Origin of the sequence: Acinetobacter sp. 1000160, from assembly GCF_000588715.1 — a bacterium.
Taxonomy (GTDB): domain Bacteria; phylum Pseudomonadota; class Gammaproteobacteria; order Pseudomonadales; family Moraxellaceae; genus Acinetobacter; species Acinetobacter courvalinii.
In genome coordinates, this window is the sequence record NZ_JFWP02000002.1 from 429,871 (window position 1) to 456,220 (window position 26,350).

Consider the following 26,350-nt stretch of genomic DNA (forward strand, 5'->3'; position numbering starts at 1 on the left):
AGTTAAAAGAAAAGCAGCGAAAGCTGCTTTTTATATTAGTAAATGAATTTAGAAATCTTGTCTGCGGTCTGAATGACCGCTTCGGCAACTTCATTTCTAAAATACTGTTCATCATAACTGCCAAGCGGACAACTCACGGATAAAACTGCGGCCATTTTACTGGTGGATTGTTTATAAATCGCCGCAGCGCAAGCAGCCATATCATGGTTATAGTGGCCCCAACTCACCATAGAACGTTGTGTTTTTACAAAATGGAGACGCTGTAACAGCTCTTTGAGATTTTTCGGGGTAAGTTCAGAAAAAGTGTCCCATTGATTAAAACCTTTATAACGCTCTTTAATTTCGGCTTCAGTTAAATCTGCCAATAGCATTTGCCCAATCACGGTTGCATGTGCAGGCCAGCGTGTGCCTAGGCCAATATTACTGGTGAATGTGCCATTGGACTGAATATTGTTGATAAAAACAATATGTGTACCTTCCAGAATTGAAAGATGCACTGCAAGCTGGGTTTGGTCACGTAATTCTTTCATTAATGGTGTGGCTAAATCCAGTAAGGACTGTCTGGCTAAGCTGTTAAAGCCAAGCTCCATGACCTTTGAGTCCAAAGCATAGGTTTTCTGTGAGGCTTTGCGTAAAAAGCCACAAGACTCCAGCGTATAGATCAGGCGAAAAGCGCTGGAACGGTTAACATCCAGAATTTCGGCAATTTCGGTAATCGTCATTTCTTGGGTTTGCTGGTTAAACGCTTGCAAGATTGCCAAACCACGCACTAAGCCAGGGACTAAATAGCGTTCTTCATTTTTTATTGCATCAGATTCTTGGGAGTCTGTTTCAATGCTTGAATTCATCTGTTCAATTTTCCTATCAAAAAAGCACACTGCTGTACATTTCGTTTTCTTCGATTTGTATTGTAACTGCAAATAGATTTATAAAATATTTTTTTATATATAAAACAAAATTTTTTTAGTAAAACGTAAAAGAATGTGTTCTAAAAGTCAAGATATTGAATTTTATAAATATATTTAATTTGACAGAAAAAACATCATGGGAGTATTCTTATCTAAAGTTTGTTATATCAAATAATGTTTTATATATAAAACAAATGAGGATGCAAGGATGAGTTGGATCTCAGTTTGTCAGCAAGACGACATCACCGAAGACGAGCCGAAAGCCATTGAAGTCGACGGTAAGAAAATTGGCGTATTTTTCATCGATGACAATTATTTTGCTATCGAGAATGTTTGCCCCCATGCCTATGCCTTGTTAACCGAAGGCTTTATCGAAGATCAGACCGTGGAATGCCCGTTGCATGAGGCGATCTTTGATATCCAGACAGGTGAGTTGAAGAGTGGGCCGGGATGCCGTGATTTGTGCACCTATCCGGTACGGGTTGAAGGGCAGGACGTTCAAATTCAACTATAAGTTTATTTTTAAGGATGGAATCTCATGAAAACTTTTAATGAGAAGCTAGCGAACTGGATTCATGCCACGCCAGCAACCGAAGCAGGGATTAACAATATTCAGATACCGGGACAGGCAGAGTTGCTGGTTTGGCAAACGCGTTATAAAGAGCCAACGGTCTATGAACAGGATTTTGTGCAACATCTCATCAAAGCCTTTTCCGCCGGTGTGACAGAACTTACTGATTTAGTCCAGTCTTTAAACCAGCAAGGTTTTCGCTGTGAATCTGGTGAGCTTTGGACTTCTGAAAAGTTCTCAGAAGAAATGCAACGTTTGGGTTATTAATTCAAGGAAGAATAGTGATGAACGCAGCAGTATCAGTGACTCCAAGTGTAGAAGAGTATTTAGATTTAGGTTTGCGTGACCAATGGCATCCTGTGTTAGCAAGCTGGGAAGTGGCTGCAAATCCAGTCGGTATTACCCGTTTAGGTGAAAATATCGTGGTTTGGCGTGATGCAGAAGGTCAGGTGCATGCCTTGGAAGATCGTTGCCCGCATCGTGGCGCACGTCTTTCTTTGGGCTGGAATCTTGGCAATCGTGTTGCTTGCTGGTATCACGGTGTAGAAGTCCGTCATGATGGCGTGGTGGAAGATGTGCCTGCGGTACATGACTGTCCAATGAAAGGTACCTCATGTGTCAAAAGCTATCCTGTGATTGAACAGCATGGTGCAATTTTCATGTGGTTCGGTATCGATGCCAATGAAGAACCTAAGCCGCTGGATTTTCCTGAACAACTGGCAAGTGAAGAATGGAGTTCATTCTTATGTCAGGCCGACTGGAAAGTGAATCATCAATACGCGATTGATAATGTCATGGACCCGATGCACGGCAGTTATTTGCATTGTACTTCACACTCAATGGCAGAGGGTGACCGTACGGCGGAAATGAAACACCGTTCAACCCCAAATGGCTTTATTTTTGAAAAAGAAGGCCAGGTTGGTGTGAATTTTGACTGGGTTGAATATGCCAATACTGGTGCAAGCTGGTTACGTCTTTCAATCCCGTATCGTAAAGACTTTGGTCCAGGCGGCGAGTTCTGGATTGTGGGTTATGCCACCCCGATTGATGCCAACAATACCCGTGTATTTTTCTGGCGCTGTCGTAAAGTTAGTGGCTGGCAACGTAATGTGTGGCGTTTCCTTTACCGCAATCACTTAGAAAAATTGCACTGGGATGTATTGGAACAGGATCGCATTATTTTAGAAAATCTTGCACCGAATGCCCGTCAACACGAATTCCTGTATCAACATGATGTTGGTCTGTCCCGTTTACGCCGTTTAATGAAAAAAGAAGCGGAAAAACAGTTAAAGAAAATTGCAGCATTGAATACGTCGAACAGTATTGAAATGCAGGAAGAAGTTCATGGTTAATGTCGCATTGTTACAGGACAAAAAAGTCCTTGTCACAGGCGCGGCAAGAGGCTTGGGTCGGGACTTTGCACAAGCCATCGCGGAAGCCGGTGCGCAAGTGGTCATGGCGGATATCTTGACTGATCTGGTACAAGAAGAAGCTGCTACTTTGCAAGCACAAGGCTTAAAGGTTGATGCGGTAAGCATTGATCTGGCCAATGCCGACTCGATCCAGCAAGCAGTTCAGCAAGCGGCTGAACGCATGGGCGGAATAGATGGTCTGGTGAATTGTGCCGCACTGGCAACCAATGTCGGTGGTAAAAGCATGATGGATTATGACCCTGATCTCTGGGATCGTGTCATGAACATCAATGTCAAAGGTACCTGGTTGGTAACCAAGGCTGCGGTGCCTTATCTCCAGCAATCTAGTGCAGGCAAGATTATTAATGTGGCTTCGGATACCGCTTTATGGGGCGCACCGAATCTGATGGCCTATGTGGCGAGCAAAGGTGCATTAACTGCCATGACCCGTTCCATGGCGAGAGAACTTGGACCGTTCAATATCTGTATCAATACGCTTTCACCGGGTCTGACTTTGGTCGAAGCTACAGCCTATGTGCCACAAGAACGCCATGATTTATATGTGAATGGTCGTGCGATTCAACGTCAGCAATTACCACAGGATTTGAACGGAACAGCCCTTTATTTACTATCAGATTTGTCCTCGTTTGTGACAGGACAGAATATTCCAGTAAATGGCGGTTTTGTCTTTAATTAAGGAGTCATCTCATGATTACAGGGATTGAGATTTTAAAGTTTGGCGTTGAAGACAGAGCTGCTTCGAATAAATTTTTGGCAGATTTCGGTCTCAAGCAAAGTCAGTCAGATATTGAAGGGACGGATCTTTACCAGACACAAAACGGTAGCAAGATTTACTTATTTGATTGTGATGACCAGCGTTTACCAAAAGCCATTGAGTCAGGTTCAACTTTACGTGAAGTGACTTGGGGGCTAGATGATGTTGCACAGGATTTGGAAAATTTAGCACTTCGTCTAAATGATGTAGAGGGTTATAAGGCGACTGCGGATATGGTGCAGTGTCTAGATCCGAATGGCATGACCATTCGTTTCCAGAAAAGCTTTACCCAGGATTTACCTGACTTGAAAACTGAAGGCATTAACCAGTACGGCAACGTACAGCGTGTCAATGCAGCCAGCCCTGTTTATGACAAGGGGCAACCCGTAGCGATTGGTCATGTGGTGTTTTTCACGCCTGATTTAGTAAAGACGGAACAGTTCTATATCGAAAAGCTAGGTTTCTTCTTGTCGGATGCTTATCGCAATCGTGGTGCATTCTTACGTTGTCGCGGTAAGGGTTTCCATCATGATCTGTTCCTGCTTTCGATTCCAAATAAACCTGCAGGACTCAATCACGTCGCATTCGTCGTTCGTGATATCCATGAGGTGATTGGTGGTGGACTGCACATGAACCGTTCTGATTGGTCAACCTTTATTGGCCCGGGACGTCATCCGATTTCTTCAGCTTATTTCTGGTATGTCAATTCACCGCTTGGTGGCGCATTTGAGTATTACACCAATGATGACTACCTGACCGAAGAGTGGCAGCCACGTGTTGAAGAGCATCGTCTGGAACTCTTTACAGAATGGGCGATTGAAGGCGGTCTGGATGATCATACCCGTCGGCAGGTTAAACCTGCATAAGTACAGATCAGGCAGGGAGAATAAGCTATGGAAAGAATCGTAATTGTGGGTGCAGGACAGGCCGCAGGTTGGGCCGTCAGTACTTTGCGCCAGCATGGATATTCAGGTGAAATTCATGTGGTCTCTAATGAAGATCGAGTATTTTATGAACGCCCACCCTTGTCAAAACAGGTACTTTCAAAAGAAGCGACTTATGAAAGTTTGCATCTGTTTTCTCCAGAGCAGGTACAGGATTTCAATATTCAATGGCACAAGCCAGCACTTGCCACACAGGTCGATCGTCAGCTGAAGCAGGTGGTTCTGGAAAACGGTCAAGTTTTACCCTATGACAAATTATTGATCGCCACCGGCAGTCGTGCGCGTGTGCCTGTGAATACATGGCAGTTTATTCCGAATGTGGTGACGTTACGCAATGTTCAGGATTGTGAGCGCTTGGCTGAAATCTTGCAGCATTCACAAAAGCTGGCTGTGATTGGTGGGGGCTGGATCGGTCTGGAAATTGCTGCGACCGCACGTAAACAGGGTAAGGAAGTGCATATTTTTGAATATGGCGATCGTCTGTGTGCACGTAGTGTCAGCCCCGATGTCTCTAATTTTCTGAAAAACATGCATGAGCAGCAGGGCACCCAGATTCATTTAGACAGTAAAAACCTGCATTTGATTGAAGCCGGTCAGCAAAAAGTTGAAGTGGTGAATCATCCGAATGCAAGTGAACTGTTCGATTGTGTGGTGGTCGGTGCCGGTGCGGATATTGCCAAAGAACTGGGTGTCAATGCAGGTCTGGACGTTAAGGATGGCATTGTGGTGAATGGTTTTGGACAGACGTCTGACCAGGATATTTATGCTGCAGGTGATGTGGCGATTCATCCGGGGCTTGGCTATTGCATCCAGTCATGGGCCAATGCACAGAATCAGGCGATTGCCGCAGCAAAATCAATGCTGGGTATTGCAACCGAATATAGCGATATTCCGTGGTTATGGTCAGATCAGTATCACTTCAATATTCAGATCTTAGGCACCTATCAAGCTGAAAAAACCGGGCAGATTGTAGTTCGCAAAAGCGCAGAGGATCAATGCAGTTATCTATATCTGGATGATCAGAACCGTTTGTTGAACATGATCGCCATCAATGATTCAAAACTGGTCAAACTGGCAAAGCGCTGGATGCAGTCGAATACCGTGTTAGACCCAAAATTATTAGCAGACCCTGAATTTAATGTCATGAAATTAAAACCATAAACATTAAATCCGGTTCATGACTCAATCGAAGGAATGAAGTATGAGTAATGAAGAAAAAAGTGGATTAAAGCATTGGGTTCCTGCTTTTGTCCTGATGGTGTGTGTCGTACTGGCATTCTTCGACAAGATTAGTATTGCCGTGTTATTTGCAGACCCGCACTTTCAAGGTGCTATGGGGATTGCACAAGATAAGGCAAAGCTCGGATGGCTGATGACCAGCTTCTTGCTGGCTTATGGGTTTTCCTCGGTGTTTTTAAGCTTCCTCGGTGACATTTTTAATCCCAAGAAAATGCTGTTCTGGAGCGTTGCATCGTGGGGCATCCTGATGTTCTGCATGGGCTTTACCACCAATTACACGGGCATGTTGATTTTACGTGTATTACTCGGCCTCGCTGAAGGACCTTTGTTTGCACTGGCTTATGCCATTGTCAAACAAACCTATACCGATCGCCAGCAGGCACGTGCTTCCACCATGTTCCTGTTAGGAACACCGATTGGGGCATTTCTGGGTTTTCCTATTACCGCAGCAGTACTTGCGAAGCATGACTGGCACACCACATTTTTTGTGATGGCGGGGTTAACGGTGATTGCATTACTTGCGATTGCTTTTGGGTTACGTAATTTACAACTCAAGAAAACCATTGAACTGGAATCGACCAGTAAACGTGTCAATTTCAAAGGCCATATTCACAATACCAAGTTGTTATTGCAAAACAGCTCATTCTGGCTGGTATGTATTTTCAATATTGCCTTGATGACTTATCTGTGGGGCTTAAATAGCTGGGTGCCTTCTTATCTGATTCAGGACAAAGGCTTTAACCTCAAAGAGTTTGGTATTTATTCAAGCTTGCCATTTATTGCCATGCTGATTGGTGAAGTGATTGGAGCTTTCCTTTCCGACAAACTGGGTCGCCGTGCCGTTCAGGTCTTCAGTGGACTGTTTGTTGCGGGCATCTTTATGTATGTCATGGTCATTATGACTGACCCGATTTTAGTGATTGCGGCCATGTCTTTAAGCGCAATGGCGTGGGGCTTTGGTGTCGCAGCCGTATTCGCTTTACTTGCCCGTGTCACCACCGCCGATGTGGGGGCAACTGCAGGTGGAATTTTCAACGGAATGGGGAATTTTGCCAGTGCAATTGCACCTGTTCTGATCGGTTACATCGTGATGCAAACCCACAGTTTTAATTTAGGAATTACTTTCCTGGCAGCCGTCGCCGTGATCGGATCGTTTTTCTTGGTTCCTTTATTGAAACGTTATTAATCAAACTATTGAACAAAAACCTAGGAGTTCAAACATGACTACTCAACAATTTGAATCATGGACACAACCTGAAGGTACAAGCTTACAAGACTGGTTAAATACCCGTATCGCACGCTTTGAAACACGTAAATATGATTTCGATGCCTTAAAGTTTCAGGCAGATTACGACCCGAAATATCGCCGTGCACAAATGCGTTATATGGGCACAGGTGCAACCGGTGTGGTGAATGATGGCAATACGGTTCCAGCAGAAAACTTCACCTTTTCAACCATGGTACTTCCAGCACAGTGCGAAGGGCCTTTGCACATTCATCACGATGTGGAAGAAGTGTTTTTCATGTTACGTGGCGAAATTGACCTGTTCATTGAACATAACGGCGAAAAATTCGAAACCCGACTGAAAGAGCGTGACCTGATTTCAATTCCACCTGGAATTTATCGTGGCCTGTTCAATCCGGGTCAGGAAGATGCCTTGATGTGTGTGATGTTGGGTGCGGGGAAACCGACCATTCCGAACTATCCACCTGAGCATCCATTGTCTCAAATCAAACGTTAATCCGATTGATTTCATAACTGTAGAAGGAATGACATGATGACCCTGACTGAGCGCTTAACTCACTATCCCGTTAAAACCGTTGTCGTCAATGGCGCTGTGCAGGCTTATCGCGAAGCAGGTCAAGGCCAGCCGCTGATTTTGCTACACGGGATTAGCTCGGGTTCAGCATCCTGGATTAACCAGCTAGAGACACTTGGTCAGCATTTTCATGTCATTGCCTGGGATGCACCGGGTTATGGCCTATCCGATGGCTTAAGCACAGATCAACCAGATGCAAGTGATTATGCAGAACGTGTATTGGCGTTGATGGATGCGCTGAACATTGCAAAAGCCATGCTGATTGGTCATTCATTGGGTGCCTTACAGGCTAGTGCTTTTGCCCATCTTTATCCTGAACGGGTACAGACTTTAGTGCTTGCCAATGCAGCACAAGGTTATCAACGTTCCGATGAAGATACTAAAGCACAGGTTTATCAAAAACGCCCGAATATGTTGAAAAGCTTGGGCAATGCAGGCATGGCTGCCAGCCGTGGACCGCATTTGATTTATAAACAGGACCCTCAGGCACTGGCATTGGTCAGTGAAGTGATGGGGCAACTGACATTAGACGGTTTTACCCGAGCATCTTATTTGCTGGCGTATGACGAAATTCGAAATTATTTAACAGAACTGACAGTTCCTTGTGTGGTCATTGCGGGTGACAAGGATGGCATTACACCTGCGCAAGCGATCAAGGAACTGGCTGTAGAAATGCATTTGAGCCGATGTCATCTCATTACAGATGCAGGTCATCTGAGTTATGTCGATCAACCTGAACAGTTTAACGACATTGTTTTATCGGCACATTAAGACTTAAACGAGAGATATGGATATGAGCTTCCAAGTTGAAGGAAAAGTAGCAGTTGTCACAGGTGGCTCGTCAGGCATTGGTTTGGCTGCAGTCGAAATTTTAGTTGCAGAAGGCGCCAAGGTGGCGTGGTGCGGTCGTGATGAGCAGCGTTTGGCAGCATCAAAACGATATATTTTAGAAAAATATCCGCATGCCAACATCTTCACCAGTATTTGCAATGTTTTGGATAAACAAGATGTGAAACGCTTTGCCCAACAGGTCAATCAGCATCTGGGCAATGTCGACATGCTGATCAATAACGCAGGTCAGGGCCGTGTATCTAATTTTGAAGATACTCAGGATGAAGACTGGATGAAAGAGATTGAACTGAAGTATTTCAGTGTATTACATCCAGTACGTGCATTTTTGGATGATTTAAAACAGTCGGCTTGTGGATCGATTACCAATGTCAATTCTTTGCTGGCCCTACAACCTGAACCGCACATGATTGCGACATCATCTGCACGTGCGGCATTGCTGAATCTAACCCATTCACTGGCGCATGAATTTACCCAGTACGGCATTCGGGTCAATTCAATCCTGTTGGGCATGGTGGAATCAGCCCAGTGGAAACGCCGTTTTGAAACCCGTTCTGATCCCAATGCTACTTGGGAACAATGGACCGGCAACATTGCCAAAAACCGTGGCATTCCCATGCAACGTCTAGGCAAGCCGGAAGAACCGGCACGTGCCTTGGTGTTCCTTGCATCACCTTTAGCATCCTATACCACAGGTTCGGCACTGGATGTTTCTGGTGGATTTAACAAACATTTATAAGGTGTTCCCATGAAACAGTTGATGATGATCGGTTTTGGCGCCATGGCAGCAGAAGTGTATGCGCATATGCCTCAAGACCTGCAACTTAAATGGATTGTGGTCCCTGCACGCAGTGTCGAAAAAGTACGGGCGCAGGTTGCGGCTGATGTACAGGTCATTTCTTCAATTGATCAATGTCAGGGTACACCGGACTATGTGATTGAAGTGGCTGGTCAGGCAGCAGTGAAAGAACATGCGCAAAAAGTGCTGGAAAAAGGCTGGACCATTGGCCTGATTTCAGTGGGCACTCTGGCGGATAACGAATTTTTAATTCAACTGAAAACCACGGCAGAACAACATGATGCGCATCTGCATTTATTAGCGGGTGCAATTGCCGGGATTGATGGCATCTCTGCGGCCAAAGAAGGCGGTCTGGAAAAGGTCACTTACAAGGGCTGTAAGAGTCCGAAAAGCTGGCGTGGCAGCTATGCTGAACAACTGGTCGACCTTGATCAGGTTAGCGAAGCAACGGTTTTTTTCCGTGGTACAGCCAGAGAAGCTGCGTTGAAGTTTCCAGCCAATGCAAATGTGGCTGCCACGATTGCACTGGCTGGACTGGGGATGGATGAGACCCTGGTTGAGCTGACGGTTGATCCAAATATCAACAAAAACAAACACACCATTGTAGCGGAAGGGGTGTTTGGTGAAATGACCATTGAACTGGTGGGGGTGCCATTGGCAAGTAATCCCAAAACCTCAACCTTGGCTGCATTAAGTGTGATTCGCGCTTGTCGCAATAGCGTTGAAGCAATTCAGATTTAAAAGGATTTGATCATGGTAAAGGAAATTTATATCGCAGGTGAATGGCGATTAGGTAAAGGCGCTACGATTCAAAGTTTATTTCCAGCAGATCAATCGGTGAATGCTGAAATTTCAACGGCGAGTCTGGATGATGTCAATGAAGCCATTGAAAAGGCAGATGCGGCTTGGCGTAAGGCGGAATGGCGCAACAGCATGCCGCATGAACGTGCCCGTATTTTATATAAAGTGGCCGACATTATTGAAGCGCGTGTGGACGAACTTTCAAAGTTACAAACCCGTGATAATGGCAAGCCATTGGCTGAAACCCGTGCCTTGACCCTAAGTGCAGCGGCAACAGCGCGTTATGTGGCAGCAGCCTGTGAAACCTTAAATGATGAGCTGACCACGCAACGTGCCGCAGATTTTATGACCATGAGCGTGCATGAACCTGTGGGCGTGGTGGCTGCAATTACTCCGTGGAACTCGCCGATTGCTAGTGAAGTACAGAAACTGGCACCTGCGCTTGCGGGTGGTAATGCCGTAATTCTAAAACCTGCAGAAGTGACTTCTTTGATCGCATTGGAACTCGCCAAAATCTTTGAAGAAGCAGGACTACCGAAAGGTTTACTCAGTGTACTGGTCGGACGTGGTTCGGTGATTGGTGATGCAATCGTAAAGCATCCTCTGGTACGTAAAATTTCATTTACCGGTGGAACCACCACGGGCCGTCATCTGGCACATTTAGCAGCGGATAAATTGATCACCACCTCTTTGGAACTGGGTGGAAAGTCTCCAACGATTGTATTGCCAGATGCCGATATTGAACTGGCAGCCAAGGGTGTGGCTTACGGCATCTTTAGTTCGGCTGGAAAAGCCTGTATTGCAGGTTCACGTTTATTTGTACACAGCAGCATCTATGATCAGTTCCTCAATCGTCTGGTTGAGATCACCAAAGGCTTACGGGTTGGGCATCCGGAAACCGCAGGCGTACATCTTGGCTCGTTGATTAATCCGAAACATCTGGACTCTGTCGATGCCTATGTCCAATTGGCAAAACAAGAAGGTGGTCAAGTGCTGGTCGGTGGCCATGCCTTAACCGAAGGTGATTTTGCCAAAGGCAGCTATTACTTGCCAACCATCATCACAGGTTTAAGTAATTCAGCACAAACCTGTCAGGAAGAAATTTTTGGCCCTGTACTGGTGGTCATGAAATATGACGATGAACAAGATTTGCTTGCCCAAGCCAATGACAGCTGTTTTGGACTTGCTGCAGGCATCTGGACGGAAAACTATCGTAAGGCATGGCAAATTGCCCGTGCCTTAGAAGTCGGTACAGTCTGGATCAATACCTATAAGAAATTCTCGATTTCTGCGCCCTTTGGTGGCTTTAAAGAAAGTGGTATCGGGCGTGAAAAAGGTCGATTGGGCATTTTGTCTTATATGCAACAAAAAAGTATCTATATGGGATTAAGCGAGCAGCCAAATCCTTGGGCGAATTAATACATTCATGGAATGAACCGTTTTTGAGGAATATACAAATGACAGAACGTGTAAATGTCGGCGAAGCCATCGCCCGTGTTTTAGAAGCACACCAAGTAGACAGTATTTACGGGGTAATCTCGATCCATAACTTACCGATTGCCGATGCAGTGGGTCGTCGTGAAAAAATCCGTTTTGTGGCGGCACGCGGTGAAGCGGGGGCGGTCACCATGGCAGATGGTCACTCACGCTTTAAAGGACTCGGTGTGGCGCTCACCAGTACTGGTGCAGGTGCAGGCAATGCAGTCGGTTCACTGATTGAAGCAATGAATGCAGGCAGTCCGGTGTTGCATTTAACTGGGCAGGTGGAACGTGAATATTTAGATCGTGATGCCAGCTTTATTCATGAAACCAAAGATCAACTGACTTTCTTACGTGCATCAAGCAAAGCTGCTTTCCGTATTACCAGCCCTGACAATGCGGTGGGTGTGATTCGTGAAGCGATTCGTGTCGCCACGACAGTGCCGATGGGACCAGTCAGTGTCGAGTTGCCGATTGATGTACAGGCAGCAGAAATTGATTTGCCGCTGAACTTGGGCCCAGTGAAAGCACTGGAATTGCCACAGGCTGAACAGATCGAAATCGACTTAATCGTTGAAGAACTGAAAAAAGCTAAACGTCCAGTGTTCTGGATTGGTGGTGGCACGCTGAACAGTGTTGCAGAAGTCAAGGCGATTGCTGATCTTGGTATTCCTGTAGTGTCATCAACCCATGCGCGTGGCGTATTGGCCGATGATCATCCGCGTAGCCTAGGTGCATTCCATAACTCGGCTGGCGTAGAGCAGCTGCTCAAGGAGGCTGATCTATTGGTGGTCGTGGGTTCTCGGTTACGCAGTAATGAAACCAAAACCTATTCAGTGCAATTCCCTGACAATATTATCCAGATTGATGCCAATCCAGTCGCACAGCAGCGTAATTATAAAGTTCGCAATTTCATTTGTGGCGATGCCAAAGATGTATTGCAACGTGTATTAAGCGGCTTGCAAGGCGTATCTAAAGTTGACGCAGACTATGATGCAGCCGTGGTACAGGCCAAACAGGCAGCAATCGATGCGCTACGTACCCAGTTAGATCAGTACGCTTTGATCTGTGATCACTTACGCGCTGCATTACCGCAAGACGGTATTTTTGTACGTGACATTACCATGTCAGGCAGTACCTGGGGCAGCCGTTTATTCCCGGTACAAGCACCAAACCAGAATATTCACTCTTTAGCAGGTGCCATTGGTTTGGGATTGGCCACTGCGATTGGTGCTTCGATTGCCAATCCTGACAAGAAAGTCATTGGCTTGGTCGGTGATGGCGGTTTGATGTTAGGCATCGGCGAAATCGCCACCATGGCGCAAGAAAATACCAATATGGTGCTGATGATCATGAATGATGGCGGTTATGGCGTAATGCGTGGCATTCAAAATAACTACTTTGGTGGTCGCCAGTATTTCAATGAATTGCATACCCCGGACTATAAAGTCTTAGGCGAAGCCATGGGCGTGAAGAGCTGGAAAGTAGGCAGTGCGGATGAATTCAAGACTGTGATTCAGCAAGCGGTTGATTTTCAGGGCCCAAGCGTAATTGAGCTGGATATGCATTCAATTGGGCCATTGAACTTCGCAGGTCCGCCACAGAAAAAACTGTACTAATCCCACTGAGCATTGGCAGTTCGTGCTGATGTGAAGACCGCGTTATGGGCAAAATTTTTTGCCCATAACGCAATAAAAACTATGTTTTATAGGTAAAACAACAACAAGACCAACAGGATCGTTGGGACGAAAGCGAAGGAACAACCGATGAAAAAGACAGTGATGGTCGCGATGCTTGCTGCATGTTATTTGGGTACACCATCCCAGGTGTTTGCACAAAGCTCAGCCCTAGAATGGAAAAGTGAAGATGGAACCGATTCAGTTAAACTCGGCGGGGTGGTGCGACTGAATCAGCGTTATGAAGCTTGGGATGGACCGAATGGCGGATTCGGTAAGCTGTATTTTGATATTTTCAGGATCGACCTGAAAGGCAAGTTTGACGATGCCTATATTAATGCCAGTTACCTGTTTCAGGATCAGGAAAAGCGTTCAGTCGAGAAAGCTTATGTCGGCTACAATCTTGACCAGAACAACAGTATTGAAGCCGGTCTGGTGTACAAACCTTTTGCGATTTATCCTTATCCGCAAAATGGCTGGACTTACCATATTCCGTTTTTCCTGGGCTATGGCAATAATATCGCACCCGGATTGAACTGGAATTTTAATAACAAGGACTGGGATATCAAACTGGGCTATTATCCGCAAATGCTGGATACCAGCCTGCGCTATTCGCCTGAAAGTGCCACTTATGATGATTTGGCTGAAAATGCTTTCCCAACCCAAAAAGCCTACCAGAATGAAAAGCGCCATCAGTTTAATACCCGTATTGTGCGTAAACTGGAAACTGAATTTGGTAAGCAGGAATTTGGTGTGTCGGGTGCGATTGCGCAATTGCATAACAAGAGCACTGATAAAAATGGTCAATATTATGCGGTCGGTCTGCATAGCGACAATAATTACAAGCGCTTTAATTTACAAAGCTCGGTGATTCATTATCAATATGATGCCAAAAATCCGGATGGCGTGAGCAATGATGTGACCTTGATGGGTAATAACGGCTTTACGCCTGCCTATTTCATTGCGTCAGAAGCCACGGTGGCCAGTTTAAATCTGGCTTATACCTTGCCGGTGCAAAATATGGGCAAACTCAAGGCCATCCGTTTCTATAATGACTATAGTTATATGGACAAGAAACGTGATGATTGGTCGGCTTCACAAATGAATACCACCGGGATGATGTTTATTGCTTCGCCGTTTATGGTCTGGGCTGATTATACCTGGGGTAAAAACTCCAATATTATCGGCGGGGCTTCTAATGCCACAGGTTATACCTCAACGGTTTCACCCTATAGTGACCAATGGTTATACCGCATCAATCTCAATATAGGCTTTAGTTTCTAAACCCTCATCTATAAATTCTTGAGAGGGGTGAATCATGTCGATGATTCCCCCCTTTTGCTTTTTAAGCGTGGGCTAGGCAAGATGGTTTTTTCGATAATCAGACGGAGACATATTTTCCCACTGTTTAAAGGCACGGCTAAACGCGCTTTGTTCTGCATAACCCAGTAAGAAGGCGATTTCTGTGAGCGAGAGTTCTGAGCTGCTGAGATAGGTTTTTGCCAGTTCCAGACGAATGCTTTTGACCAGATCGCTGTATTGCAATTGGTAGCCACTCAGTTTGCGATAAAAACTTCTTAAGGACAGATTCAGCTGTCTGGCAATATGTTCTGCTGATGGTTCACCTGCTTTTAGCATATGCACGATGAGCAGTTGCAAGTCTTTTAAAAACGTATCCGGATTGGGAATACTCTTGAGCAAGGCTTCGGCTTGCTGGTCAAGAATCTTTTTGAGATGAGGATCGCTGCTCGGAATCGGTAACTGTAGAATTTCAATCGGTAGCCACAGTCTTAATGCATCGGCATCAAAGCTCACAGGACAACCGTAAACTTCCGGATATGCAGTGGTATCTGCTGGCGCAACAGCAGAAAACTCGATTTTCAAAGCGTTGATATCTGGACGGTGCAGGATTTTGCGGATGGTATTGAGTATACCTGAGATGAGAACCTCATTGGTCAGTTGTGAATTCTTCTCTGTGACCGGAGTCCAGCACATGCAAAACTGATCTGCTGTATGTGTAATTGAGAAAGCAGCGGAGTTTTGCAGGATCAGTTGAAAGTTCTTGAAGCTGTTTAAAAAACCATATAAATCAGGACTTGAAAGTGCCAGATAGCCCATGATATGGATATGATGCGGTTCGACCAACTCACCGATATAATATCCCATCACTGGCACAGGATGCTGCTGGTAGATTTCTTCAAGCAGGTTGCTCCATTTATACAAGGGCATTCGCTGTTGATGCGCATATTGCTTGCTCAATTCACTGAGCTGTAAATTCGATATTTTTTTTTGCTGGAGATATTTTTCAATCAGTTCCAGAAGAACTGAGGGAATGCTTGGAATTTCAGTCATAATTACTCAGCTCATTTTAAAGTTTAATACTTTAACTCTGTCTCGATCCGTCAGTCGATTATCATGATTAAATCAATCTATTATTTTAACCGATATAGTGCTCGAGATATTTATCATCATAGGACAGAATTTAATACTCAAAGTACATGATAGGATAAATTTAAACTTAATAAAATATAATGTTTTTCTCATTTCTTTATTTGACTTTGCTTATTTTAACTTGGCATTCAAGGTCAAGTCTTTATCAGGCAACCGAATTATTTTCCATAGCTAGGTCTGTTAATAATTTAGTGAATATATTAACTGATTGAGGTAACAAGATTTTTATATTTTGGAGTGGAAAATGCCAGATTTAAAGCAAAAGCCTGTGGTAAATAAACATCAATTTGATGTGATCATTATCGGTGCCGGTTTTTCTGGACTTGCAGCAGGCATCAGGCTGCAACAGCAAAACATCAATAATTTTATTGTGATTGAAAAATCAAGCGAGGTCGGTGGGGTCTGGCGAGAAAATACCTATCCCGGTTGTGAATGTGATGTTCCCTCATCGCTTTATTCCTACTCATTCGCACCGAATCCCAACTGGAGTCATATTTTCGCAAAACAGAAGGAGATCCAGCAATATATTAAAGATGTCAGCAAGCGCTTTAATATGCATCAACATCTTTTATTTAATACCGAACTGTATACGGCACACTGGTCAACTGAAGATCATGTCTGGTCGGTCGAAACCAGTCAGGGCAACTATACCGCCAGATTTGTGTTTTTTGCTACCGGGCCTTTAAGTGAACCTACGACCCCGGCAGTTGAGGGACTGGATCGCTTTAACGGTAAAGTCTTTCATTCGGCACAATGGGATCATTCGGTCGATTTAAGCCATAAACGCGTTGCGGTGGTAGGAACCGGGGCATCTGCGATACAGATTATTCCTGCAATCCAGCCGATTGTTGATCAGCTGTATGTATTTCAGCGCACCGCACCGTGGGTGATTCCAAAACCGAATCTGGCGCTTCATGATGCCTCTAAGAATGTTCAGCAAAAAGTGCCTTTTACCATGCATTCGCTACGTAAAGTGACCAGTATCTCCATGGATATGTTCAGTGCCAGCGTCAATCAACCCAAGACCTTGGATCTGGTCGGTAAAGGCTTGATTAACTGGATGCATTACCAGATTCAGGACCCGGTATTACGAGAAAAGGTCCGACCGAAGTTTACCCTGGGATGTAAGCGGATTTTATTTTCCAATACCTATTATCCGGCATTAGCGGCCAACAATGTACAGTTGTTTGATCAAGGTCTTACCCAAGTAACAGAAAACGGCGTGCTTGTGGACGGCAAAGAAATTCCACTGGACATTATTGTGTGGAGTACCGGATTTGAGGTGGCAAAACCACCGATTGCCAAGCGGATCATGACCAAAAATGGCGTGATACTGGATGAGGTCTGGCAAGATCAGACCGTTCAAGCTTATAAAGGTTGTGTAGTTAAAGATTTGCCAAATGCCTTTATGCTGCTGAGTCCAAATAGTATCAGTTATAATTCCCTGATTAGCGCTGCTGAAAATCAGGTCAATTATGCGGTTAAAGCCATTCGATTTATTCTGGATAATCAGCTGAAAGGTTTTGAGTTAAATAGCCATGCCGATAAGCAGTATAACCAGAAGCTACAGCATAAACTTGCCGGTACTGTATTTAATCAGGGTGGATGTGCCAGTTATTATCTTGATGAGCATAAAACCAATGTGGTGAATTATCCCTGGACCACTCAATATATGATAAATGATTTAAAGCAGTTTGATCATTATAGTTATATCTTTTACCGATAATAAACCTGTTTTGAAAAGCCTTGTTTAAAATAAGGCTTTTTATTTATGCGCTAAACAGAAGAAATAAAAAAAGGCACGGGGACGTGCCTAAAAGGGGGAAAGTACTATCGAATTGCTTAACACACTCGCAACTGCTGGGTTAAGGCTTTGACTGCAGGCGAGTTATCGATAACCTGTAAGGCTTTAAAAGTATCGCCCTCATAAAATGGATGATAGCTCGGTTTTAGCCAATGCCTTAGGCTCAACATCATCGAGAAAAAGCTCGGCACCTGTTTGCTACGGCCATTTTCAATGACAGTTTGCGCTAACGAGCGCAGCAGACCATAGCGATGAAAGCTTTTGGCTTGAGCATCTTGCTGTGCCAATTTTTTGAAGCATTGATAAATGGCCAAGGTGAAGCCAGGGGCCACCGCCGTCATGATGATTTGACGTTGCAAGTAGGCAAAGACTTTATTTTCCTCACCGCATAAGTGCATATATAAATCAAAAGCAACACTGCGGTGTTCAACTTCTTCCGCCAGATGCCAGGTCATCAGATCAGACATCATCTCGTCCGCAGTCTTATTTTGCCATGGCTGGTCATTCAGGCACCAGGTGCCTAGCATGGTGGTAAAATGTTCCACCGCGGCGGAGATGCCCACGCGTATAATCAGCCAGCGATGTTCCAGATTTTTGGAAAATCCCAAGCCTAAAGGAGCAGTGTTGATCTGTTTGGCAATCGTATCTAATGAGGCAATAAACTCATCAATTTCATAGCCATAATGCCTTAAATAGTCTTGTGCCACTTTATGTGCAGCAGCATGGTGGGCTTCTTGATGAATAAAGCCTTTGACATCGGCGCGAAGCTTCTCATCTGTCACATAAGGCAGTGCCTGATTAAAGGTCCGGCACATCCATAACTCGCCAACCGGTAAAATCAAGTGAACCGCATTGATTAAGTGGGTGGCAAATGGATTGTCATAAATCCAGTGTTCGGGGGTGATACTAAAATCAAATTGAACACGGCGCTGTTCAAGATAATGATTTTCCAGTCGTTGTTTAGGATGCATGAGCTTCTCCTCCATTCACGGCATTGATAAAATGATGGCTCAATTGCTCGGCATTTTGGGAAGGAATCCAATGCGTGGCATCCAGATAGATCTCTTGATATGAGCCAGTAAAAAACTTTTTATTGAGTTGGGCACTTTTCCTGCCCACGGCAATATCCTTATCCCCCCAGATAAACAGGGTCGGCACGTTTACTTTTTGAAAAGTCGAGAGAATCGGTGTCAGTGGCATACTGCGATACCAGTGAATCGCTGTACCGATCCGGTTTTCTTGAATGAGATATTGCTGGAAATTTTTAATTTGTTCGGCATTCATGCCTGAGTTTTTCAGCAACAAATGGCTGAGTGTGGTGGCCCTTTTAAAAAACAGTTCAGGAATAAAGGGCAGTTGGAAAAAGCCAATGTAGTAAGAACTAAAGAACTGTGTGCTAGTGAGCATCGCCTTTAGAAATGCGCCGGTATGTGGCACCGAGATCAAGGTCAGATGTTTGACCAGCTCGGGATGTTGCCGGGCCAACTCACAGGCCACAATGGACCCCCAGTCATGACCAATCACATAGACCTGTTGGCCCAGCAGATCAATAAAGCTTTTGACATCGGCAGCCAGCTCGGCAATGGCATACTGAAAACGGCCTTTGGGTGACGCTGCCTGACTATAGCCACGTTGCTCAATGGCAAAGGTGCGGAAGTTTTGCTGATTCAGTAGTGCGCTGGTGGCTTGCCAGCTGTGTGCCGTTTCGGGAAAACCGTGTAATAGGATAACCGGTTTGCCATCGATTGGTCCTGAATCAATCACATTAAAAATCAGATTATTACGGCTATACTGGCTATATCGTTTCTCTGTCTGTTTGACCATACTGACTTACTCATCAAAGCTGTCTATTGCTCTGGATAGTAGTCAGCGTTGTGGAGGCTGTCTTGACAGTAAATGAAGGGATTTAACTTCCTGTGCCATGGCTATTATTTTTGGCACATTTGGCCTAAGACTTGGCACTTAAAGACGGTAGATGGATGGATTGGAGAGGTTAGTTCAGATTCATCCTCCTGCGGTTCTGCTCTGATCAAAACGATGTTGCAGCACCGCAGTCATTTGCTCGACCAGCTGAGCTACCGGACCCTCCTTATCCCAGGCATAGATCGAAACCGTCATGGGATGAGCCTGACCCAGCCCAGAATATTCACGTACCCGATAGCCCCAGGTGGTTGCCACCGGGAGCAGTGACAAGCCCAGCCCTGTTTCAACGCCCACCAGTACACTGGCGAGACTATTACTGGTAAATGCGATATACCAATGTCGCCGTTCACGTTCAATTTGCTCGAACATGTCTTCCCGATACAGCCCGCCTTGTGGAAAGGTCACCAGTGGAACTGGATCAGACCAGTTCCCGCCATGATCGATACTTTCAAACCATGCCATTTGCTCTGGAAAAGTCGCATGACGATCCGCACTGGCAATGGCTTCTTTCACAATCACCAGATCAAATTGTCCACTTCGATAGCCTTCCATCAGATCCCGACTCAGTCCAGCGGTTACATCTAGCCGAATACTACGATGCTGTTTGCTAAATGCACTTAATGCCAGCGCCATGTCAGTATTCATAATATCTTCCGGCAAACCGATATGAATCGGGATGGTGCCTGTTGGATCACCGAGCACATTCTGGGCCTCTTGCTGCAGTGCCAGAATGCGTCGGGCATAACTAATCAGATATTCACCTGCGCTGGTCAGCTGCATTGGCCGGGCATGACGATCAATCAGCTGCTTTCCTGTAGCTTGTTCCAGCCTTGCCAGTTGCTGGCTAACCGTTGATTGCGTCATGTGCAAGCGTTCGGCCGCGAGAGTAAAACTACCTGCGTCAATAATCGTGACAAAAGCACGGAGTAAACGTGGATCAAACATGGCCGTCACTCATTGATGGGGATTTTTTAAGATTTAAACATTACCTGGGTATTCATTATCTTAATACATTTGATTCAATAATTTAATTTTTAAATAGTAGGGAATCTCGCTATGCTCAACTTATAAATGGGTTGACTGGAAGGATAGCAATGATGCAACCAACAGGGGTGTCCCGATCTTTGCTGTATTTCTGTTGTTGCTTTGGAGGAAGTCGATGAACAAGTCTTTAATCGTGGCTGCTTTGGTGATGACATTATCTGCCTGTGGTAATGCCAGCTCAGGAGATACGATGCAAAATAATGCTTTACATCAGGCGGCAGCACACAATGATGTGGCCCGAATCGAGCAACTTTTGTCTAAAAGTCCAGACATTGATACACGTGACCCGTCGGGTGCAACCGCGCTGATGATTGCTACACGCGCCAACCATATTCAGGCGGCACAGGCATTGATCAAGGCGGGAGCTGATGTCAATGCCAAGGACGATATTCAGGACAGTCCTTATCTCTATGCAGGTGCAAGAGGCCATTTGGAGATATTGACCATGACCTTGCAACATGGTGCAGACCTGAAAAGTACCAATCGTTATGGTGGGACAGCCTTGATTCCTGCGGCTGAGCGGGGACATGTAGACACGGTAAAAACCCTGATTGCGGCTGGTGTGAATGTTGATCATGTCAATCATCTGGGTTGGACGGCATTACTGGAAGCCATCATGCTGGGCAATGGCGACACGCGATATCAGCAAATCGTCGACCTTCTAATTAAGGCAGGTGCCAATGTCAATCTGGCTGATCGTGATGGCGTAACGCCATTGGCTCATGCTCAGGCACGCGGTTACAAGACGATTGAAAATGCATTATTGGCGGCTGGTGCAAAATAAGGCTGAGAGTATGAACATGAATAACGATACAGATTTTCTTCGTCAGGCCATTGAACTGGCTTATCAAAATAGTGAGACGGGTGGCCGTCCATTCGGGGCAGTGATCGTCAAGGATGGCGTGGTCATTGCGACTGGTGTGAATCAGATTCTCAGCAGCAATGATCCCACTGCGCATGCAGAGTTACAGGCCATCCGTGCAGCCAGCAAACAGCTGAACTCGGCCAATCTGGAAGGATGTTCGGTGTTTGCCAGTGGACATCCCTGTCCGATGTGTATGGCTGCCATGCGTATGGCAGGTATACAAGCCGTGACTTATGCCTACTCAAATGAAGCGGGTGAACCCTTTGGCTTATCTACCGCTGCAATTTATGCCGACCTGGCCAAGCCTTTTGCCGAGCAGTCGATGCAGATTCGCTATGTTCCTGTACGGCTGGAGCACAAGCCCGATTTGTATGCATACTGGAAATCACTGGTCTGAATCATGCTGACTTCTCCTCAACATCGTCCGTTACTCATCGCGACCGTGGCATTGGTCGGGCTAAATCTGCGACCTTTTATGACCAGTATCGGGCCGGTCACGAATTCGATAAGAACGGGAACTGGCCTGAGTTTGCAAGGCATCGCCTTACTCACCTTGGTGCCGATGCTGCTGATGGGCATCATTGCCTTCGTTGGACCGGCGATACAAAGTGCCTTGGGTGAACGTAAGGCCATTCTGACGGCTTTAGCAATTATCTGTCTCGGCTGTGCATTACGTTTTATCAGTCCGAATGGCGGATTCCTGATTCTGACCGCGGCCATTATTGGCTTTGGTGTGGCGATTGTGCAGGCCAGTTTTCCGAGCATGATCAAAAGAGAATTTGCGGATCATCTGGGGCCGATGATGGGACTGTATTCTGCCATGTTGATGGGCGGTGGCGCTTTGGGCGCCTTGATTGCACCTCTGATAACCGGCATGACCGGAAACTGGAAAATTGGTTTATCTGTGTTTAGCGTGCCTGCAATGGCTGCATTTGTACTGGCTAATTGTTTTTTAGCTCGACCTGCAAAAGCTCAATACACCCTGCCATCGGTTGGGGTGTTGTTGAGACAGCCACGTACCTGGTTATTGATTTGCTGTTTTGGACTGATTAATGGCGGCTATAGTTCGATCGTGGCCTGGCTGGCGCCTGCCTATCAGGAACTGGGCTGGAGTGCGACCGCGAGCGGTAATCTGATGGCGCTACTGACACTGAGTCAGGCTGCGGCAGCGCTGCTGTTGCCTTATTTATCCCGAAGCAATCAGGATCGCCGTCTCTGGATTGCCTTAACCCTGATCATGCAATTGCTTGGATTTGCAGGTCTGGCTTTTATCCCCGAATCTTTGCCTTATTTTTGGGTGGTGACTTTAGGTGCAGGCTTGGGGGGCTGTTTTGCCTTGCTGATGATTGTGGTACTTGATCATCTGGCTGATCCTGCCCATGCCGGACAGCTTTCCGCCTTGATGCAGGGCGGCGGATTTTTGCTTGCAGCGTTCGCGCCTTGGCTGCTTGCAGTATTTCATGGCATCACAGGTCATTATACGCTCGGCTGGATCTGGCACTTTGCCATGGTCGTGCTGGTGGCCATATTGGTGATCAGGCTCAACCCAACACATTACGGTAAAGCCATCTGTTTGAAAAAATAAATTCGCAGCAGTTGAACAAAGGGAAACATCTTTTTGAGCAGCAGCGTATGCGGTACTTAACAGGGAAGTTTAAAAAAATAAATAGAATGTGACAATTATGGTCATCTATAGACAGAACTGTATAGACATTAAATCGTTTTTTTGAGTAAAATATGGCAAATTTAATGAAATGTTCTATAAAAAATGCTGAACAATATTTTTCAGGCTCTGGAAAGTTTAGGCCTTACAGCACAAAAACGTGCCATTCATATTCAGTTTTCGAATCAAAATTTAAATACTCAAGTTTTCCTGCAACGCATTGATGGCCAGCATGCGCTGAATGCCGGTTTTAAGGCTGAGCTGATCTGCCTGTCGACCAATGCCAGCATTCCCTTGAAACAGTTCATCGGCAGCCAGGCCGCGATTGATACCGTCACCGATCAGGGACAACTCAGCCGTGTCACGGGCATTATCACCCAAGCCTTGCAAGGCCAGTCGGACGGTAGTTTAACCCTCTATAAACTCACACTCGAAGACCCAACCGCACTGTGGAAACAACGCCGTAACAGCCGCGTGTTTATGAACAAGAGTGTGCGTGATGTGGTGGAAGTTGTCTTTAAAGAATGGCAACAAAAGAGCCCCTTATTTGCCTCTAGCCTAACGCTGGACCTCAGTGGACTCAGTCAGGATTCCGATGTCCGCCCATTCATAATGCAGTCCAATGAGAGCGACTATGACTTTCTCACCCGTTTGCTACGTAGCGAAGGCATCAACTGGCTGGTAGATGAAGCAGAACGAACCGTTCCACAAAGTAGTGCTGCGATTCAGCCACAAAAACTGCGTCTGATTGACGACAATAGCCAGTACCAAGCTTTAGAGCGTCGCCAGATCCGTTATCACCGCAGCAGTGCCACCGAACAATACGACAGCATGACCAGTCTGGTCGGACAACGCTCATTACAACCGAGCAGCGTACATGTACAACGCTGGCAAGCCGATGCACTGGAACAGGAAGATGGTGCAGGCAGTGTCCAAAGCACGCATAAACACAGCGAACAACACGACAATGCCAGTCTTGGTCTGGAACAGGCCTGGCATTTTTCACCGGCATGGATGCAAGACCTGAATAGTGAAGATGGTGCAACCCAGTCCGGCAATGCACAGATAGAAAAGCTCAATCAGAACCTCGGACAATATTACGATCTGCAATCGAAACAGTTCGTGGCGAAGACCACCGTCCGTGACACCCATGTCGGTTACTGGTTTGAACTGGCCGAACACCCTGAAATAGACCAACACGATGGCAGTGATAAAGAATTCCTGATCACAGGCAAACACTTCTACAACCAGAACAACTTGCCTAAAGATCTGCACCAGCAGATTCATCAGCTACTGACTCAAAGTAACTGGCAAATAAAAGAGAGTGACGAACGCCAAGCCAACCAACTGATCCTGCAACGCCGCAATATCAAAACCGTTCCTGAATTTAACCCATTACAACACCGTCCAGCCGCTTCACCGCAACGTGCCAAAGTGGTTGGCCCAAGCGGCGAAGAAATTCACGTGGATGAATGGGGACGGATCAAAGTCCGTTTCCTGTTTACCCGTAGTGAAGACCACAGCCACGACGGTGGTGCAGGGGCCAATGACAACGATACTGATTCAGCCTGGGTCGATGTACTGACCCCGTGGGCAGGAGAAGGCTATGGTGCACGCTTCTTGCCCCGTATCGATGAAATCGTGGTGATTGATTTCTTTGATGGCAATATTGACCGTCCCTTTGTGGTCGGACGCATTCACGAAGCGCATCGCAGTCCAAGCAAATTCGACAATGCCGGTAAGCTGCCAGATACCAAAAAACTGGCCGGGATCAAATCGAAAGAATATCAGGGCGAAGGCTTTAACCAGCTACGCTTTGATGACACTACTGGACAGATCAGCGCACAACTGCAAAGCAGCCATGCTGCCAGCCAGTTGAACCTTGGGAAGCTGAGCCATCCGAAAGCCACAGCGGAAAGTGAAGACCGCGGTGAAGGTTTTGAGCTGCGTACCGATCAATGGGGTGCGGTTCGTGCTGGCGAAGGTTTGTTGCTTTCCACGCACAAACAGGATCAGGCGCAAGGCGAACATCTGGATGCGCAACCTGCCAAGCAACAGCTTGAAGGCAACCAAAACAATGCTAAAGCCTTAAGCGAAGTGGCCAAGAACCAGCAGACCGATGAAATTGAATCCGTTGATCAACTCAAAGAATTCGCTGAACAGATTCAAGAGAAAATTGCGCAATTTAAAAAATCATTATTATTGCTGAACTCACCTGCGGGTATCGGTTTAAGTAGCAATGAAGATATTCATTTATCTGCAGATGGGCAGATCAACCAGTTTGCCGGTGACAGTATCAATCTGAGCACGCAGAAAAATCTGATTACGCATGCGCAAAACAGAATCAGTGTGTTTGCTGCACAGAATGGGATTAAACAGGTGGCTGCGAAAGGTAAATTTGAAGCGCATGCTCAGTCAGATGGTATGGATTTACTTGCCAAGCAAGGTATTCAAATTATCTCGACCGAAGATCGGATTGAAATTACTAGTCCGAAAGAGATTATGATTACTGCCGGAGGTTCCCAGATCAAACTGAATGGTTCAGGAATTTTTCCGACTACAGGTGGCAAGTTTGAGGTGAAAGCGGGACAGCATTTACTGGCCTCAGGCGCGAGTGCAAACAGCAATGCACCCCAGTTACCACAAGCAAAATCACTAAAAGGCGCGCTACAGTTATTAAGAAGTTATGGGGGAGATAATTTCTTTAAGCAGAACAGCTATAAAGTGATTGATTCTCTGGGTAAGCAACTGACTGGCAAACTGGATGGAAATGGTTTTGCTCAAGTGACAGGCATTGCACCAGGCGCAGCCAAGGTCATTTTTGAAAAAGATGAGACTAGTGCATGGGCATCAAGTAGTGACTTTAAGCGTGATTATACTTGGGCAGAGCCGGTAGAAAAAGTTGCCGCCTCATTAAGCAATGCATTGGGACAGAACATGAAGCAACAGCTGACCAGCAGTTTAGTTTCAATGGATAAAAATAGTCTTAAAAATATAGGTAAAAATACCTTAAATGGTTTGGTTGAGCAGACGGTTGGGCAAATCAAGGATCAAGTCAGTAATACCGCTTTAAGTGCTGTTTCAAAGCAACTGAACCTTAATATTTCTCCAGACCAAATGAAAAGCTTGGCACAACTCGCCATGAATTCGAGCCAGTCGGTTGACATGATCAAAGCACAGGGTGTGGGTTTTGTAAAAGATCAGGCGGCTACAAAATTGGCGGAGGCCACCCAAATGGATTCGATTCTTCAACAAGGCATCGTTGATCGTTTTCATGGTCAGAACAATGGTTAGGACAGATTTTAATTCACACGCAGCAATTTAAAA

The 26,350-nt window shown here is 45.8% G+C and carries 24 protein-coding genes; 19 read left to right on the top strand and 5 right to left on the bottom strand.

The genetic code is table 11. The annotated features are described in order from the left end of the window. Nucleotides 1-35 precede the first annotated feature (35 nt). Nucleotides 36-848 (bottom strand): IclR family transcriptional regulator, encoded by an 813-nt coding sequence (locus J699_RS12960; RefSeq protein ID WP_032866931.1) that lies wholly within the window; start codon nt 846-848, stop codon nt 36-38. Between the two features lie 268 nt (nt 849-1,116). Here J699_RS12960 and J699_RS12955 point away from each other — a divergent pair, with 268 nt between their 5' ends. The 14 genes from J699_RS12955 (at nt 1,117) to J699_RS12890 (ending at nt 14,557) form a co-directional block, all read left to right on the top strand. Further along, nucleotides 1,117-1,422, top strand: a complete 306-nt coding sequence (locus J699_RS12955) for a non-heme iron oxygenase ferredoxin subunit (RefSeq protein ID WP_005231180.1) — start codon at nt 1,117-1,119, stop codon at nt 1,420-1,422. Nucleotides 1,423-1,446: 24 nt separating this feature from the next. Then, entirely contained in the window at nt 1,447-1,746 is a 300-nt protein-coding gene (locus tag J699_RS12950; protein WP_009516007.1) for a recombinase-like helix-turn-helix domain-containing protein, read from the top strand. 17 nt (nt 1,747-1,763) lie between these two features. Further along, on the top strand, nt 1,764-2,831 hold the full coding sequence (locus J699_RS12945; RefSeq protein WP_032866933.1) for an aromatic ring-hydroxylating oxygenase subunit alpha: 1,068 nt from the start codon (nt 1,764-1,766) through the stop codon (nt 2,829-2,831). Further along, nucleotides 2,824-3,588: an SDR family oxidoreductase gene (locus J699_RS12940; protein WP_032866935.1), complete on the top strand. Its 765-nt coding sequence runs from the start codon at nt 2,824-2,826 to the stop codon at nt 3,586-3,588. The genes J699_RS12945 and J699_RS12940 overlap by 8 nt, the downstream gene beginning before the upstream one ends. An 11-nt stretch (nt 3,589-3,599) precedes the next feature. Then, nucleotides 3,600-4,532 carry a VOC family protein gene (locus J699_RS12935; protein ID WP_032866937.1) on the top strand — a complete coding sequence of 311 codons (933 nt, stop codon included), beginning with the start codon at nt 3,600-3,602 and terminating at the stop codon, nt 4,530-4,532. Nucleotides 4,533-4,559: 27 nt separating this feature from the next. Continuing rightward, a complete protein-coding gene (locus J699_RS12930) occupies nt 4,560-5,771 on the top strand; it encodes an NAD(P)/FAD-dependent oxidoreductase (RefSeq protein WP_032866939.1) in 1,212 nt (403 codons plus the stop codon). Nucleotides 5,772-5,811: 40 nt separating this feature from the next. Then, a complete protein-coding gene (locus tag J699_RS12925; RefSeq protein WP_032866941.1) occupies nt 5,812-7,035 on the top strand; it encodes an MFS transporter in 1,224 nt (407 codons plus the stop codon). Nucleotides 7,036-7,069: 34 nt separating this feature from the next. Next, nucleotides 7,070-7,591 carry a cupin domain-containing protein gene (locus tag J699_RS12920; protein ID WP_005231167.1) on the top strand — a complete coding sequence of 174 codons (522 nt, stop codon included), beginning with the start codon at nt 7,070-7,072 and terminating at the stop codon, nt 7,589-7,591. Between the two features lie 33 nt (nt 7,592-7,624). Continuing rightward, entirely contained in the window at nt 7,625-8,440 is an 816-nt protein-coding gene (locus J699_RS12915; RefSeq protein ID WP_032866943.1) for an alpha/beta fold hydrolase, read from the top strand. Between the two features lie 22 nt (nt 8,441-8,462). After that, nucleotides 8,463-9,257 carry an SDR family oxidoreductase gene (locus tag J699_RS12910; RefSeq protein WP_032868222.1) on the top strand — a complete coding sequence of 265 codons (795 nt, stop codon included), beginning with the start codon at nt 8,463-8,465 and terminating at the stop codon, nt 9,255-9,257. A gap of 9 nt (nt 9,258-9,266) precedes the next feature. Then, on the top strand, nt 9,267-10,058 hold the full coding sequence (locus J699_RS12905) for an aspartate dehydrogenase (RefSeq protein ID WP_032866946.1): 792 nt from the start codon (nt 9,267-9,269) through the stop codon (nt 10,056-10,058). Nucleotides 10,059-10,070: 12 nt separating this feature from the next. Then, the gene (locus J699_RS12900; RefSeq protein ID WP_032882766.1) at nt 10,071-11,537 is read left to right on the top strand and encodes an aldehyde dehydrogenase; all 1,467 of its coding nucleotides are present in this window, start codon (nt 10,071-10,073) and stop codon (nt 11,535-11,537) included. A gap of 38 nt (nt 11,538-11,575) precedes the next feature. Beyond that, on the top strand, nt 11,576-13,216 hold the full coding sequence (locus J699_RS12895; protein WP_032866950.1) for a thiamine pyrophosphate-binding protein: 1,641 nt from the start codon (nt 11,576-11,578) through the stop codon (nt 13,214-13,216). A 147-nt stretch (nt 13,217-13,363) separates the two neighbouring features. Beyond that, entirely contained in the window at nt 13,364-14,557 is a 1,194-nt protein-coding gene (locus J699_RS12890) for a hypothetical protein (protein ID WP_032866953.1), read from the top strand. A 72-nt stretch (nt 14,558-14,629) separates the two neighbouring features. Here J699_RS12890 and J699_RS12885 read toward each other — a convergent pair whose 3' ends face one another. Further along, on the bottom strand, nt 14,630-15,625 hold the full coding sequence (locus tag J699_RS12885; protein ID WP_032866955.1) for an AraC family transcriptional regulator: 996 nt from the start codon (nt 15,623-15,625) through the stop codon (nt 14,630-14,632). 343 nt (nt 15,626-15,968) lie between these two features. Here J699_RS12885 and J699_RS12880 point away from each other — a divergent pair, with 343 nt between their 5' ends. After that, nucleotides 15,969-17,450, top strand: a complete 1,482-nt coding sequence (locus J699_RS12880; protein ID WP_032866957.1) for a flavin-containing monooxygenase — start codon at nt 15,969-15,971, stop codon at nt 17,448-17,450. Between the two features lie 116 nt (nt 17,451-17,566). Here the strand turns inward: J699_RS12880 and J699_RS12875 are convergent, their stop codons facing one another. The 3 genes from J699_RS12875 to J699_RS12865 form a co-directional block, all read right to left on the bottom strand. After that, complete coding sequence (locus J699_RS12875; RefSeq protein WP_032866959.1) at nt 17,567-18,499, bottom strand: metal-dependent hydrolase; 933 nt, start codon at nt 18,497-18,499, stop codon at nt 17,567-17,569. Beyond that, entirely contained in the window at nt 18,489-19,352 is an 864-nt protein-coding gene (locus tag J699_RS12870; RefSeq protein WP_032866962.1) for an alpha/beta fold hydrolase, read from the bottom strand. The genes J699_RS12875 and J699_RS12870 overlap by 11 nt, the downstream gene beginning before the upstream one ends. A 180-nt stretch (nt 19,353-19,532) precedes the next feature. Further along, complete coding sequence (locus tag J699_RS12865; RefSeq protein ID WP_032866964.1) at nt 19,533-20,396, bottom strand: LysR family transcriptional regulator; 864 nt, start codon at nt 20,394-20,396, stop codon at nt 19,533-19,535. A 214-nt stretch (nt 20,397-20,610) separates the two neighbouring features. Between J699_RS12865 and J699_RS12860 the strand changes: the two genes are divergently transcribed. The 4 genes from J699_RS12860 (at nt 20,611) to J699_RS12845 (ending at nt 26,317) form a co-directional block, all read left to right on the top strand. Beyond that, the gene (locus J699_RS12860) at nt 20,611-21,279 is read left to right on the top strand and encodes an ankyrin repeat domain-containing protein (protein ID WP_032866966.1); all 669 of its coding nucleotides are present in this window, start codon (nt 20,611-20,613) and stop codon (nt 21,277-21,279) included. A 16-nt stretch (nt 21,280-21,295) separates the two neighbouring features. Continuing rightward, nucleotides 21,296-21,757, top strand: a complete 462-nt coding sequence (locus tag J699_RS12855) for a nucleoside deaminase (RefSeq protein ID WP_032882782.1) — start codon at nt 21,296-21,298, stop codon at nt 21,755-21,757. Between the two features lie 3 nt (nt 21,758-21,760). Beyond that, on the top strand, nt 21,761-22,945 hold the full coding sequence (locus J699_RS12850; RefSeq protein WP_032866968.1) for a cyanate transporter: 1,185 nt from the start codon (nt 21,761-21,763) through the stop codon (nt 22,943-22,945). Between the two features lie 183 nt (nt 22,946-23,128). Further along, a complete protein-coding gene (locus tag J699_RS12845; RefSeq protein ID WP_032882767.1) occupies nt 23,129-26,317 on the top strand; it encodes a type VI secretion system Vgr family protein in 3,189 nt (1,062 codons plus the stop codon). The last annotated feature ends 33 nt before the right edge of the window (nt 26,318-26,350 follow it).